This window comes from Planotetraspora phitsanulokensis (genome assembly GCF_016863295.1).
GTDB classification, from domain to species: domain Bacteria; phylum Actinomycetota; class Actinomycetes; order Streptosporangiales; family Streptosporangiaceae; genus Planotetraspora; species Planotetraspora phitsanulokensis.
The window spans coordinates 185,760-199,175 of the sequence record NZ_BOOP01000013.1 but is presented as its reverse complement, the minus strand read 5'-3'; the positions used below and the strand labels follow the sequence as shown (position 1 = coordinate 199,175).

The following is a 13,416-nucleotide window of genomic DNA, read 5'->3' as shown; positions in this document are numbered from 1 at the left end:
GGGCAACGAGGTCGCCCGGGCGCGTCCGGATGTCTCGACATCAAGATATCTCCAGAGATATCTCGACATCAAGTTAACCCCCTGGCAGCGGTCAGGCGGGCACGAGACGCAGGCAGAACAGCGCGATCACCGCGATCGACAGGACCGGCCCGACGATCTGGTTCTCGAACTTCTTGCCGGTCTTGAAGCCGATGTCCCACGGGAGCAGCCACCGCGCCTTGATGGGCCACAACACCGGGCAGCCGCGCTCGGTCAGGCAGTCACCGACGATGTGGGCGAGACAGCCGATCCCGATCGCGAAGCCCAGCCAGGAGTACGAGACGTCCATGAAGTGGAAGGCGGTGAACAGTCCCGCCGTCAGCGCGACGTTGAGGACCGCCGAGGTGATCGTCTTGTTCGGGATGCCGATCCCGATCGCCCGCAGTGCCAGGCCGATCATCAGCGCGACGAGGATGTCGCGCCCGATCGGGGAGTACTGCCCCAGCAGGTGGGCGCCGACCCCGGACACAGCGGCGAAGAGCAGGGAATGGGTGGCGTGGCGATGCCCGCCGCTGATGAAGTTGACCCCCTTGCTCAGCAACCACGTGGCCGGCCCGAACGTCTGCGCGATGGTCGCACTCGGGTGGTCGAGGTCGGGCAGCATGGCCGCCCCCGCACAGATGACCGCGCCAGCGATCAGCTCCGGCGGGGACATGATGCTCCCCGTCACGGTGGCCAGCTCCGGAGAGGTCAGACCTGGTAACGCTATGAGTGCCGGCGATACCGCCAGCCAGGCGACAGCCCCGCTGAGGGCATGCGAATGCCCCATCATGACAAGATCACGGCCGAGATCGTACGGCACCGGGCCGACAAAATCATCGAACCGAACATTTGCCGCGTGTCGCCCGAAATGACCTGCAGATACAGCAGACGGGATTGTTCCTCTCCGAGAGCACCCCCCAGCCCTCTCAGAGCAGAACAACCCCGTCTGCTGGAGATAACGTGCCGGTCTCAGATCCTGTTCCCGTTCTGGCGGATATTCTCGTGATCTGCATCACTATCCTCCCCCGTATCCGATTCGGTGGCCCGGCGCAGCTCCGCCGGGGTGACGACCCGCAGGAACGGCACGGTCAACGCGGCCACCACGACGGCGAAGACGCCGAAGGCGAACCGGAGACCGAACACCTCCGCGAGCACCCCGGCGAGCGCCGCGCCGAGCGGCAACGTCCCCCAGCCGAGCAGGCGGGCGGCCGAGCCGTACCTGCCGAGCAGCCGGTCGGGCACGAGGGCCTGGGCGATCGTCCGGGAGTTCACCGACCAGAGGGTGCCGCCCATTCCCCCGGCGAACGCGGCGACGCCGACGGCCCAGGCGACCGGGAGGATCGCGGGCACGACCACCATCAGGAAGGTGCCGACCAGATCGGCGAACAGCGCCCACCGCACGCCCAGCAACCTGTTGACCACGGCGGTCGTCCCCGCGCCCGCGAGCCCGCCGAGGCCGATGGCACTGATCAGCAGGCCGTAGCCGCGGGGATCGGTCTCGAGCACCGCGGTCGCGTAGGACGGCATGAGCGCCAGCCATGCGCTCCACGCCCCCGCGAGGACGGTGATCGTCAGGGAGAGGGTCCGCAGCAGCCGGTCGCGCCACAGGAAGCGCAGACCTTCCCCGATCTCGGCGAGCATCCCCGCGGTGCCTCTCCGTGTCGTGGGCACGGACCCGGTCTGGGACGCCGGTTCGGCCGCGTTCCGGCGCGCCGGCCGGAAGGAGCCGGCGAGCAGGGCGATCAGGACGGCTCCCGCCGCGAATGCGGCGGCAGAGGACCCGAGCGCGAGTGAGGCGCCGACGCCGACGAGCAACCCGCCGACCGCGGGCCCGCAGAACTCGTTGGCCAGGGTCTCCGTCCCGGCGATCCACGCGTTGGCCCGCGCCCGGCGCCGCCGGGGCACGGCCGCGGGCACGACGGCCCCGGTGGCCGTGTTGGCCACGACCTCGGCGACGCCGATGACCAGCCCCGCCGCGTACAGGACCGCCAGGGACAGCCCGCCGCTGGAGGCGGCGGCGAGCAGCGCCAGCGCGGCCGCCAGGCGAACGAGGTCGGCGACGATGATCAGCCGGCGCCGGTCCGCCCGGTCGGCGAGCACGCCCACGGGAAGCGACACGAGCAACCACGGCAGCGTGAGCGTGAGCCCGACGCCGGCCACCTGTCCCGCACTGCCGCCGAGCCCGACGGCAAGCAGTGGCAACGTGATCTTCAGGACGCCGTCGGCCAGGTTCGTCATCGCCGTGAAGGCGACCAGGACGACCTCGTTGCGGCCGGGGCGGGATCTCTCCGCGCCCGGTGACGTGATCGGGGGCTCACTCACCGGCGTCTCGCTCACGGGCGCTCCAACCTTCTATCGAGTTAGACGGTTAGAAGGCTAACCGTCTAAGTGGTTTGATGGAAGATGTGAAGGCAGGGTGACGAACATGACCGAACCGTCCCGGCACGCGGCGTTGATCCGCGATTTCGCCAACACGGTGGACGTCGAGGCGGAGACCGACACGATCACGTCGCCGGAGGGGCTGTCGGCCTGGCTGCGGGAGCAGGGGCTCCCCTCCGACGGCGTGGACGAGGTCACGCACCGGCAGGCGATCGTCCTGCGGACCGGCCTGCGGGCCCGGCTGCTGGCCGCCAACGGCGGCGCGGCCGATCCCCGGGCGATCGAGGCGGCCCAGGCCGTCCTGGACGGGGTGCCGCTCCGGGTGCACCTGGGGGCCGGGCACGAGCCGGGCGAGCCCCTGCTCGGCGCCGGACCGCTCGCCGTGATCGCCGCCGCCTGGGCCCGCGTGGTGGCCGGCGGCGAGTGGTCGCGGCTCAAGCAGTGCCCCGGCCACTTGTGCGAGTGGGTGTTCTGGGACGCCACCCGGAGTCGCACACGACGCTGGTGCACGATGCGGGTCTGCGGCAACCGCGCCAAGTCGCGGGCGTACGCCGACCGCCAGAAAACGGCGCGCGACACCTAGATCCGGCGAAATTTCGAGATATGGCTTGTTCTTCAGAACGCTCGCGATATATCGTTGAAGCATCAAGAGATAGTCGAGACTGTTCAAGGAGGACACCATGACAGCGGCTTTCGCCATGAACGGGCCATGGGCCCATCGAGAGGAGTACCGCCGGTTAGGGCACGCGCTGCGTGCCGCCATGAGAGGAGCAGCCATGTGGCATGACGAGCATCACAACCCCGGTCCGCAGGAGCACCGGCACAGGGGCGGCCACCGGGGGCGCGGCCCGTGGGGCGGCTTCGGACCGGGTGGTCCCGGCGGACCGTTCGGACCGGGCGGAATGCCCTTCGGCCGGGGGTTCGGCAGGCCGAGGAAGGCCAAGCGCGGCGACGTCCGCGCCGCCATCCTCGCGCTGCTCGCCGAGGAGCCCCGCAACGGCTACCAGATCATCCAGGAGATCGCCGAGCGCAGCGAGGGCGGCTGGAAGCCCAGCCCCGGCGCCGTCTACCCGGCTCTCCAGCAGCTCACCGACGAGGGCCTGGTCCGCGCCGAGGAGACGGACGGGCGCAAGACCTTCCAGCTCACCGAAGCCGGCCGCGCGTACATCGAGTCCCACCCGGACGAGGTGCGGGCGCCCTGGGAGGAGATGACGCCGGACATCGGGGACAACGTCCACGAACTGTTCGACCTGTCCCGCCAGGCCGCCTCGGCCCTGTTCCAGCTCGCGCACAACGGGACCGACGGCCAGGTCAGGCAGGCCAAGCAGGTGCTGACCGAGACGCGGCGCAAGCTCTACCAGATCCTCGCAGACGGCGACCCCGCCGAGGAGTGACGGCAATGGCCTCTCCGGACGAGATGCGAATCGGCGACAGGGAGCGCGACGAGGTGACCCGGAGCCTGCACGACGCGTTCGTGCAGGGCCGGATCACCCGCGACGAACTCGACCAGCGCCTCGACGCCGCTCTTTCCGCCCGCACCGCGGGCGACCTCCGGCGGGTCACCGCCGACCTCCCGGGCGCCGACGTGCCGTACGGTGCCGACGCCTCACCTCACAAGCCGGCGCGGGAAGCGCACGGCATGCCGTGGGACCATGGCGTGCCGCCCTGGCAGCGCCATCACGGCGACCTCGCGACCTGGGGACCGCACCTGGCCGCGGCACGCCGGCGGGCTCATCGCGGTCGTGTCCGCAGGGGCGGGCCTCCCGTCCCGCTCCTGGTCGTCGGGGCACTGGTCCTCGTCGCGGTGCTGACCGGCACGGCATGGCCGCTGTTCGCCGTGATCAAGGTCATGTTCGTCATCTGGCTGATCATGGTCGTGGCGGGCGTGGCCCACCATCGCCGCGGTCATCGTCACCGGCGGCCCGGAATTGGGTCTTGAACAACCGGGCCCCAGATGATGACTTGGCGAGCGAGGCCTGTCCCGGTCGGCTGCCGTACACGTCGCGACACCGGTTCGACCGTGTGACCTTCGGGCAGACGGCCGGCGGAGGCCTGCTCCGCCGGCCGATGTGCGAGGGGGTCCGGACAGGTGCTGCTGCCACGCGTCAAGAGCAGGCACGAGCCGCACAGGCTCGACGACGGCACGGTGCGCATCGGGGGCGAGATCTACGGGCTCGCCTCGGAGATCACCGATCCCCTCGGGGGCGCGTGGGCCGCGCTGACCCTGATGGACGGCACGCGGACGCCCGACGACATCGCCGAAACGATCTGCCGCTCGGTGCCCGGCGTCTCGGCGCCCGAGGCGCGGGAGATCGTGGGCACACTGATCGACTCGGGCTACGTGGAGGACGCGTCCGCCCAGGTGCCCGAGGAGATCAGCGCGCGGGAGCGCGACCGGTACGGGAGGAGCCAGGCGTTCTTCCACCTCGTGGACCTGACTCCCCGCCCGCACGCCTGGGAGGCGCAGGTGCGCCTGAAGAAGGCCCGCGTCGTCGTCCTCGGGCTCGGCGGCACCGGCAGCCACGCCGCGTGGGCCCTCGCGGCGACCGGAGTCGGGCGCATCCACTGCGTCGACGCCGACGTGGTGGAGTTGTCGAACCTGAACCGGCAGGTCCTCTACAGCGAGGAGGACATCGGCCGCATGAAGGTCGACATCGCGGTGGAGAGGCTGCGCCGGCTGAACTCCGACATCGAGATCACCGGTGAGAGCCGCAGGGTGGACGGCGAGGCGGACCTGCGGCGCCTCGTCGAGGACTGCGACGTGCTCGCGCTGTGCGCCGACGAGCCGAGGGGGTGCGGCCTGGCCGAGGGGATCAGCGTCTGGGCCAACCGCGTCTGCGCGGACTCGGGCGTGCCCTGGGTCGGCGGCGGCTACAACGGCCCGCTGGTGACCGTGGGAACGTTCGAACGCGGCCGCGGTGCCTGCTACGAGTGCCTCATCGAGGGCGAGGCGCGCAGGCGGCGGCCCGGCCTTCCCGCGGACCTCGGCGGACCAGGGGTGATGGCCATATCGGCCGGCATCTCCGGGCAACTGGTCGCGCACGCCGTGATCTCCCTGATCACCGGGGTCCCCCAACCCACGGCGGGAACGCTCCAGGGACTGAACCTCATCGCCCCCGAACACCACGTATGGGTCCGCCACCCGCCGCGCCCGGGCTGCCCCGTGTGCGCGCCCTCCGGCCTGACCGCGTGAGCGGAACGGAATTGGGTCTTGACCGGCGATGGCCCGCGACGAACCATCAACCTGTCGCTTTCGGGGGAAACGGGCGCGGCCACATCGAACTACGGAGGGCGAGGATGCACCCGACCGAGGCAGAGCCCGAGCCGGACGAGCGGACCGAGCGGCAGGCCATCACGAAGATCCTGATCAGAAGGCTGGACACGACGGAGACGACCGTGTGCAGCAACTCCACTGGGAACTGAAGACCACCACGTTCGTCAGGACGAACCGCGCGAGGTTCCACGATCCGGGCTGGGGCCTCGGCGCGGGTCCCATGACTCGATCTCGGCGGTACGCCGAAGGAGGCCCCATGCCCGGAGAAGCGATCGAACGCGTCAGACGGACCGCAGGAGTGATCCTGCCCGTCGACGACTACCTGATGGAGTTCTACGAGTGCTTCCAGGACGTCGAGGGAGTCGTCTGGAAGCTCGAACGCGCCCAGCACTTCCACGAACCCGACGTGCCCAGCTGGGTCGCCATGATGGACGGCGACTGGCGCCGCGCCCTGACCCTCATCAAGGAGATGCGGTTCTCCCGCGACCTGCCCTCGCGGATCGAGCTGCGGCGGCTGCGGATCGTGGAGACGCCGCTCACGCCGTACATGCAGTGGGAGCTGGAGCTGCTCGCGGCGCGGACCCGCGCGGGCGAGCGGGCCCGCGTGCTGCCCGCCTCAGCGGTGCGGTGGCTGGAACGCGCCGCCCCGCTTCCCGAACTCGTGATCCTGGGGCCCGACCTCATGTACGAGGTGCTCTACGACCGGGCGGGCGCCCACACCGGAGGACGACGGATCACCGACATGTCCCTGATCGAGGAGTGCGTCGGCATCATGGCCGAGCTGTACGGCGCGGCCGAGGACCTCCTCGACCACTATGAGCGGGAGGTCGCCCCGTTGCCACCGCCGGCGGTAAGCCGGGTCTCCTCCTGAACGCCGTCGGGCGCCGGGCGCAGGCGGGCCATCTCCGCGGCGATCCCCTCCAGCCTCCAGTGGGCGTTGAGGCCGCTCGGGTTGGGCAAGACCCACACGGCCGCGCCACCGATCACGTCGTCCTGCGGGCCGATCGCCGCTTTGGGCCGGCCGAAGGCGACGCGGTAGGCGGAGACGCCGCAGACGGCCAGGACCCGGGGACCGGCGCGCCGCACGAGATCCGCGAGCAGCGCGCCGCCCTCGCGGAACTCCTCGGGCCTGAGCTCCTCCGCCCGCGCGGTCGCCCTGGCCACCAGGTTGGTGATGCCCAGGCCGTACGACGGTAAGAGCCCCTGCTCGTGCGGCGCCAGCAGTCGCGGGACCAGACCTGACAGGTGCAACGCCGGCCAGAAGCGGTTGCCCGGGCGGGCGAAGTGGAAGCCGGTCGCGGCGGAGTACAGGCCCGGATTGATCCCGCAGAACAGCACGTCGAGACCGGGCCCGATCACGTCCGGGATCGTCGCGTCCCTGGCCGCCTCGAGCTCGGCCTTGGTCGGAGGCATGAGCAGATCGTAGGCCTCGCCGCTTCGCCGCCTCGCGGCGAGGCCCACGGTCACCTCACAGCCGAGGGTCGACCGGCTCGGACTCCAGCGCGAGCACGGCGAACACCATCTCGTGCACGCGCCACAGGGGGTCGCCCTCAGCGAGGCTGGTGAGCGCCTCCAGGCCGAGCGCGTGCTCGCGCGACGCCAGCGACCGCTTCCTGCCGAGGAAACGTCCGCGCAGCTCGCCGAGCGACTCCGTGTAGTCCGGGCCGTAGATGATGCGCAGGTACTCCCGCCCGCGCACCTTGATCCCCGGCTGCACCCGGCCGGGCGTGTGCTCGACGGGCTTGACGACCATGCCCTCTCCCCCGGCGGCGGTCAGCGCCGACCACCAGTCGACCGCGGCCGCCCGTTCCTCCTCCGAGTCCAGCGACACGTACACGTGCCGGGTCGGCGCGAGGATGCCGGAGTCCAGGCGCCCGAGCACGTCCAGGTGCCACGAATGCGGTTCGAGCACGGCCGTCGCGCGACCCTCACAGGCGAGGATCTGGAACGGCGCGAGCCGTACGCCGTCGAGGCCGGAAACCGGCCAGCAGTATCGGGCATATGCGTCGCGAAACAGGGCAGCGTTGTCCAGACGGCGTCGGGTGCGGTCGACCAGGCCGCCTACATCCAGGCCGCGCCCGGCCGCCGTCTCGAGCAGCGCCAGCGCCTCGGGCAGGGCGGCCCCCGCCGCGGCGCCGACGGAGGCGTACTGGTCGCGGATCAGTCCCTCGGCCTTCGCCGACCAGGGCAGCAACTCGCAGTCGAGCACCACCCAGTCGGTTCCCAGCTCGTCCCAGAGCGGGCTCACCGCGTCACGGAGCCGGTCGACGAGTTCCCCGCCGAGGGCGTCGAAGAACGGCCGCCCGGTGCGGGTGTAGACGCTGCCGGTCGTGCCGTCCGTGACGCCGAACCGCTTGGCCGCGGCGTCGGGGGTCCTGGCCAGCACGGCTATCGCCCGCGAACCCATGTGCTTCTCCTCGCACACGACCCGGGACACGCCCGCCCTGGCGTACTCCTCGAACGCCTGATCCGGGTGCTCGAGGAAACCGTCGAGCGACGAGGTCTCCGGCGGCGCCATGGTCGGCGGGAGGTACACCAGCCAGCGGGGATCCACGGAGAAACGGCTCATGATCTCCAGAGCCGCCGCCGAGTTCTCCTGCGCGATCTTGATCCGTCCGCCGTACCTGGTCTCCACGTACCGCGTGCCCGTCACGTCGCCGATGTCGAGGACGCCGGGGTCGCGGGAGTACTGGGACGTGAGCGGCCTGACCGGCTCGTACCAGACCTTCTCCGCCGGAACCGAGACGATCTGCCGTTCGGGGTAGCGGAGCGCGGTCAGGCTGCCGCCGAACACGGCTCCCGTGTCCAGGCAGATCGTGTTGTTGACCCACTCGGGCTCCGTGGTCGGCGTGTGGCCGTAGACGACCATCGCGCGTCCCCGGTACTCGTTCGCCCACGGGTAACGGACCGGCAGGCCGTACTCGTCGGTCTCGCCCGTCGTGTCGCCGTAGAGCGCGAACGCGCGCACCCGGCCGGACGCACGCCCGTGGTAGGCCTCCTTGAGGCCGGCGTGCGCGACGACGAGCGCGCCACCGTCGAGCCGGTAGTGGCTGATGAGGCCGTCCATGAACGCCTTCGCGGCGTCCCTGAACTCCTCAGGCTCCGCGGCGAGCTGGGTCAGCGACTCCTCCAGTCCGTGGGCGACCCTGACCTTGCGCCCGTTGAGCGCGCGGACGAGTTTCTGCTCGTGGTTGCCGGAGACGCACAGCGCCGTTCCCGCCTCGACCATGCCCATGACCAGCCGCAGCACGCCCGGGGTGTCGGGGCCGCGGTCCACCAGGTCGCCGACGAACACGGCCGTACGGCCTTCGGGGTGGACGGCGCCCGTGGGCGTCACCGTCCAGCCGAGGGTCCGCAGCAGGGTCTCCAGCTCGGAACGGCAGCCGTGAACGTCGCCGATGAGGTCGAAGGGGCCGGTGAGCTCGGTACGGTCCGACCACGCCTTCTCGTAGGTGACGACGGCGCCGTCGATCTCCTCGCCCCGCAGCACGTGAACCCGGCGGAAGCCGTCCCTGCTGATCTTGCCGAGCGAACGGCGCAGGTCCTTCCTCTGACGGGTGATCACGTGCGGGCCGAACGCCCGGTCGAGCCTGGTGGCGTTGCGGGCGATCGCCACCTCCTCGGGGACGTCGAGCACGATCGCGTCGACCAGCACGTCATGGCTCTTGGCCAGCTCGATCAGCTGCTTGCGCGCCTCCCACTGGACGTTGGTGGCGTCGACGACCGTCAGCAGGCCGCGCCTCAGCCGGGTGCCCACGATGTAGTGGAGGACGTCGAACGCGTCGGGGGTCGCCGACTGGTCGTTCTCGTCGTCGGAGACCAGGCCACGGCAGTAGTCCGAGGAGATGACCTGCGTGGGCGCGAAGTGCCTGGCGGCGAAGGTCGACTTCCCGCTGCCCGAGATACCCACGAGCAGCACCAGCGCCATCCGCGGAACACTGATCTCCATCACGACCGCCTCTTCCGTAATCCGTAGTGCATGCGTCCGCCACATCCGATTCCGCGCATGATCATGCCGAGGAGGGCTGGGCGGGGAGGCGGAAGACGGCCATCTGGGTCGGCGGGCCCACCTCGGGGTCGTCCTCCCCCACCGGTCTGAAGGCCGCCTCGTAGCCGTACGCGTCGCAGACGCCGGCCGCCCACGCGGCGAACTCGGCCCTGGTCCACTCGAACCTGTGGTCCGGATGACGCATCCGCGAGGGACCCGCCTCCGGATCCGTCAGGCCTTCGTACCTGACGTTGTACTCGACGTTCGGCGTGGTCACGACGACATGGCGCGGCCTGGCCACGCCGAAGACCACCCGCTCGAGAGCGGGGAGCCTCGGCGGGTCGACGTGCTCGACGACCTCCATCAGCACCGCCGCGTCATGTCCCGCGAACCGGTCGTCCGTGTACGTCAGCGACCCCTGGAACAGCTCCACCCGTGCCCGCTTGGCGTCCGGCATGCGCTCCAGCCTGAGCTTGCGCGCGGCCATGGCGAGCACCCGCGCCGACACGTCCACCCCGGTGACCTTGGCGAACGACGGGCGGCTCAGCAGCGCCGACACCAGCTGCCCCGAACCGCAGCCGAGGTCGATGACGGAACGGGCGCCGATCTCCTCCAGCGCCGACACGACCGCGTCACGCCGCAGGGTGTTCAGCGGCGTACGGGGCTCGGCCGCCTGAGCCTCCTCGGCGGCGTCGCCGGCCGCGGCCGCGTCACCGCTGTCGGTGTCGCTGCCGGTCTCGCTGTCGGTGCCGCTGCCGGTGTCGGCGTCGCTGCCGGCGTCGGCGTCGGCGTCGGCGTCGTGCGGCGCGTCCGCGACCTCCTCCTCGGCGGGCGGCTCCAGCGACTCCTCGACGTCGTCGCCGATCTCGGCCAGGCGGGCGAAGGCCGTCCGGGCCAGCGCCCAGCGGCGGCCGAGATAACGGCGCGTGATCAGCATCCGCTCCGGATGCGCGCCCAGCCAGCCGCCGCCCGCCCGGATCAGCTTGTCCACCTCGTCGCCCGCGATCCAGTAGTGCTTGGCGTCGTCCAGCACGGGAAGCAGCACGTACAGGTGGTTGAGCGCGTCGGCCAGGCGCACCTCGCCGCGCAGCGTCAGCCGGACGTAGCGCGAGTCGCCCCATTCCGGGAAGTTCTCATCGAGTGGGACGGCGGTGGCCTCCACCTGCCAGCCGAGGGGCTCGAACAGCCGGCGCGCGAGGTCGGCGCCGCCCCTGCACGGCAGTGCGGGCAGTCCGAGCTCCAGCGGGATCGGCCCGTCGGCGAGCTTCTGCCGGGCGGCGCAGCGCCCGGTCCTCGCCGTGCGGAACACATCGGCCAGGGCGACCGCGAGCAGCGACGACGCGGCGTACGGCCGGTCGTTGACGTACTGCCCGAGCGAGAAGTCGGGCGACGACTTGCCGCGGGATCGGACGAGCCGGATCGGGTCGACCTCCAGCAGCAGCGCGGCCGTGCACCGGTGCTCGCCCGCCTCCGGATACAGGACGCGGGCCATGCCGAACGACTGGCCGAACTCCTGAACGCGGTCCGGATGTTTGTGCAGGAGGAAGCCCAGGTCTGTGGCCGGCGACATGGTCGTCGAGATGGTGAGGAGCACCCGGCAAAGTGTGCCGGATGCCCCTTTCGTCCGCGACTGATTTGCCTTGCGCGGATTGCCGGCTCAGACGTGCGGCATGACCTCGGCCGCGAGCAGCTCCAGGTGGTCGAGGTCGGCCAGGTCGAGCACCTGGAGATAGACCCGCTCCGCGCCCAGCGCGCCGAACTCGCCGATCCTGTCCACGACCTCCGACGGAGTCCCGGCCAGTCCGGTCCTGCGCAGCTCCGTCACGTCCTGGCCGATGACCTCGGCCCGTTTGGCGAGCTCGGCCTCGTCCCGTCCCACGCAGACGACCTGGGCGGCCGACAGCAGGACGGTCTCGCGGCCGGCCTCCTCGCACGCCGCCCGCACCCGGTCGTAGGCGGTGCCGGTCTGCTCCACGGTGCGGAAGGGCACGTTGTACTCGTCGGCGAAGCGGGCCACCAGGCTGGGCGTCCGCCGTGCACCGAAACCGCCCAGGATGAGCGGAGGCCGCGGGCTCTGGACCGGCTTCGGCAACGCCGGCGAGTCCACCACGCTGTAGTGGGCGCCCTCGTACGAGAAGGACTTGGCGGCGCCCCAGAGACCGGTGATGATCTCCAGCTGCTCCTCCAGCCGATCGAACCGCTCCCGCACCGGCGGGAACGGGATGCCGTACGCGTGGTGCTCGTCGTCGTACCAGCCGGCGCCGAGGCCGAGCTCGACTCGCCCGCCGCTCATCTGGTCGACCCCGGCGACGCTGATCGCGAGCGGGCCGGGGAGCCGGAAGGTGGTCGGCGTCACCAGCGTGCCCAGCCGGATGTGCGAGGTCTCTCTCGCGAGCCCCGCCAGCGTCACCCATGCGTCCGTCGAGCCGACTCCGGGGTCACCCGCACCGATCCGCTGGTAATGGTCGGACCGGAAGAACGCGTCGAATCCCAGCCGCTCAGCCGCCTGGGCCACCACGAGCAGATCGTCGTAGGTCGCGCCCTGCTGGGGCTCAGTGAAGATCCTCAATTTCATCGGGCCATTATCCCCTCCCCTCATGAGAGCGATTGCTAAAGTTCAAGCCTCCTGTGCGCAACGTAGTCACAAGACGACTGAGGGTGGCGAACGGTGGATTCGGCACGGCATACCCGCGAGGTGGGGAACCCGCCTCGTTTCCTGGTGATGCTGGGCGCGGTCGCACTGGTCACGACCACCGGGGTCGCCCTCTGGCTGCTTCCCGCGCAGATGCGCGCCGACTGGGGCACGGCGGAGGGGCCCACGAGATCGCCAGTCGCGGCGCAGCCGCCCCTGGCGGTCGATCCGGGACGGCCGACGGCGCAGCCGCCCGGCGGCCTTCCGCCGCAGCGGACGCACACCAGCCGCCCTTCGGGCTACATGGGATTCGTGGACGCCGCCCGGAGCCCGCGGTTCGACCTGGCGGCGAACGCCCGGCGCACCGGGATCGTCTGGTACACGGTCGGCCATCTCACCGCGGGAATCGACGGGTGCACCCCCACCTGGGACGGCACGGTCGAGAGGGACGACCAGGTCGCCGACAGCATCGACCGGCTGCGAGCGCAGGGCGGGGACGCGGGGCTGGCGTTCGGCGGGCCGTACGGACCGGAGCTTTCCGCCGCCTGCCCGAGCCGGACCCGCCTGACCGCGGCCTACCAGCGCATGATCGACGCCTTCGAGCCCGTCGCGATCGACTTCGAGCTCGACGATCCGGGTGACCCCGCGACCATCGAGCGCCGGGCCGTGGTCATCGCGATCCTTCAGCACGAGGCGCAGGACGCGGGGCGCCCGCTCGGCGTCACCTTCACCCTCCCCGTGACCGAGGACGGCCTGCTGCCCGCACACGCGGAGATGTTGCGCGCCACCGGCGAGGCGGGAGCCGAGGTCGACACCGTCAACCTGCTCATGAGGTTCGCGCCCGGCTCCCGCGACAACCTGCGCAGGCTCTCCATCGCCGCCAAGGCGGCGCACGCCCAGCTCGAGGAGGCCCTGGGGGTCACCGGCAGGGCGGGCTGGCAGCGGATGGGGCTCACCCCCGTTCTGGTGGGCCCGGACGACCTCAGCGTCTCCGAGGCGGAAAGGCTCCTGGCGTTCCGGTCGAGGACCGGGCTCGCGTGGTTGTCGGTCCGGGGCGCCCGGCCGGCGGACGAGGTCCTTCGCCTGCTCAGCGCCCCGACGGTCACCTGACCGCCGCTCGCC

Annotated in this window: 13 protein-coding genes; 7 read left to right on the top strand and 6 right to left on the bottom strand. The window is 71.2% G+C overall.

Annotated elements, in window-relative coordinates; genetic code table 11:
• Positions 1-91 precede the first annotated feature (91 nt).
• Both Pph01_RS16605 and Pph01_RS16600 read right to left on the bottom strand, forming a co-directional pair.
• Positions 92-808: a metal-dependent hydrolase gene (locus Pph01_RS16605; RefSeq protein ID WP_239116754.1), complete on the bottom strand. Its 717-nt coding sequence runs from the start codon at positions 806-808 to the stop codon at positions 92-94.
• Positions 809-990: 182 nt separating this feature from the next.
• A complete protein-coding gene (locus Pph01_RS16600) occupies positions 991-2,358 on the bottom strand; it encodes an MFS transporter (protein ID WP_239116753.1) in 1,368 nt (455 codons plus the stop codon).
• A gap of 88 nt (positions 2,359-2,446) precedes the next feature.
• Between Pph01_RS16600 and Pph01_RS16595 the strand changes: the two genes are divergently transcribed.
• The 6 genes from Pph01_RS16595 to Pph01_RS16575 all read left to right on the top strand — a co-directional run bounded on the left by Pph01_RS16595 (position 2,447) and on the right by Pph01_RS16575 (position 6,545).
• Positions 2,447-2,983, top strand: a complete 537-nt coding sequence (locus Pph01_RS16595; RefSeq protein WP_204073977.1) for a CGNR zinc finger domain-containing protein — start codon at positions 2,447-2,449, stop codon at positions 2,981-2,983.
• A 97-nt stretch (positions 2,984-3,080) separates the two neighbouring features.
• On the top strand, positions 3,081-3,794 hold the full coding sequence (locus Pph01_RS16590; protein WP_204073976.1) for a PadR family transcriptional regulator: 714 nt from the start codon (positions 3,081-3,083) through the stop codon (positions 3,792-3,794).
• A 5-nt stretch (positions 3,795-3,799) separates the two neighbouring features.
• Positions 3,800-4,339 carry a DUF1707 SHOCT-like domain-containing protein gene (locus Pph01_RS16585; protein ID WP_204073975.1) on the top strand — a complete coding sequence of 180 codons (540 nt, stop codon included), beginning with the start codon at positions 3,800-3,802 and terminating at the stop codon, positions 4,337-4,339.
• A 150-nt stretch (positions 4,340-4,489) separates the two neighbouring features.
• Positions 4,490-5,593 carry a HesA/MoeB/ThiF family protein gene (locus tag Pph01_RS16580; protein ID WP_204073974.1) on the top strand — a complete coding sequence of 368 codons (1,104 nt, stop codon included), beginning with the start codon at positions 4,490-4,492 and terminating at the stop codon, positions 5,591-5,593.
• Positions 5,594-5,697: 104 nt separating this feature from the next.
• Positions 5,698-5,823 carry a hypothetical protein gene (locus tag Pph01_RS43340; protein ID WP_275412838.1) on the top strand — a complete coding sequence of 42 codons (126 nt, stop codon included), beginning with the start codon at positions 5,698-5,700 and terminating at the stop codon, positions 5,821-5,823.
• A gap of 107 nt (positions 5,824-5,930) precedes the next feature.
• Positions 5,931-6,545: a DUF6879 family protein gene (locus tag Pph01_RS16575; RefSeq protein WP_204073973.1), complete on the top strand. Its 615-nt coding sequence runs from the start codon at positions 5,931-5,933 to the stop codon at positions 6,543-6,545.
• Here the strand turns inward: Pph01_RS16575 and mug are convergent.
• From mug to Pph01_RS16555, 4 genes are all read right to left on the bottom strand, one after another.
• Positions 6,488-7,087 carry a G/U mismatch-specific DNA glycosylase gene (mug, locus tag Pph01_RS16570; protein WP_204073972.1) on the bottom strand — a complete coding sequence of 200 codons (600 nt, stop codon included), beginning with the start codon at positions 7,085-7,087 and terminating at the stop codon, positions 6,488-6,490. The genes Pph01_RS16575 and mug overlap by 58 nt on opposite strands.
• Positions 7,088-7,142: 55 nt before the next feature.
• The gene (locus Pph01_RS16565) at positions 7,143-9,623 is read right to left on the bottom strand and encodes a polynucleotide kinase-phosphatase (RefSeq protein WP_239116752.1); all 2,481 of its coding nucleotides are present in this window, start codon (positions 9,621-9,623) and stop codon (positions 7,143-7,145) included.
• Between the two features lie 61 nt (positions 9,624-9,684).
• Complete coding sequence (locus Pph01_RS16560) at positions 9,685-11,256, bottom strand: 3' terminal RNA ribose 2'-O-methyltransferase Hen1 (protein WP_204073970.1); 1,572 nt, start codon at positions 11,254-11,256, stop codon at positions 9,685-9,687.
• 63 nt (positions 11,257-11,319) lie between these two features.
• The gene (locus Pph01_RS16555; RefSeq protein WP_204073969.1) at positions 11,320-12,237 is read right to left on the bottom strand and encodes an LLM class F420-dependent oxidoreductase; all 918 of its coding nucleotides are present in this window, start codon (positions 12,235-12,237) and stop codon (positions 11,320-11,322) included.
• Positions 12,238-12,330: 93 nt separating this feature from the next.
• Between Pph01_RS16555 and Pph01_RS16550 the strand changes: the two genes are divergently transcribed.
• The gene (locus Pph01_RS16550) at positions 12,331-13,404 is read left to right on the top strand and encodes a glycoside hydrolase family 18 protein (protein ID WP_204073968.1); all 1,074 of its coding nucleotides are present in this window, start codon (positions 12,331-12,333) and stop codon (positions 13,402-13,404) included.
• Positions 13,405-13,416: the final 12 nt, after the last annotated feature.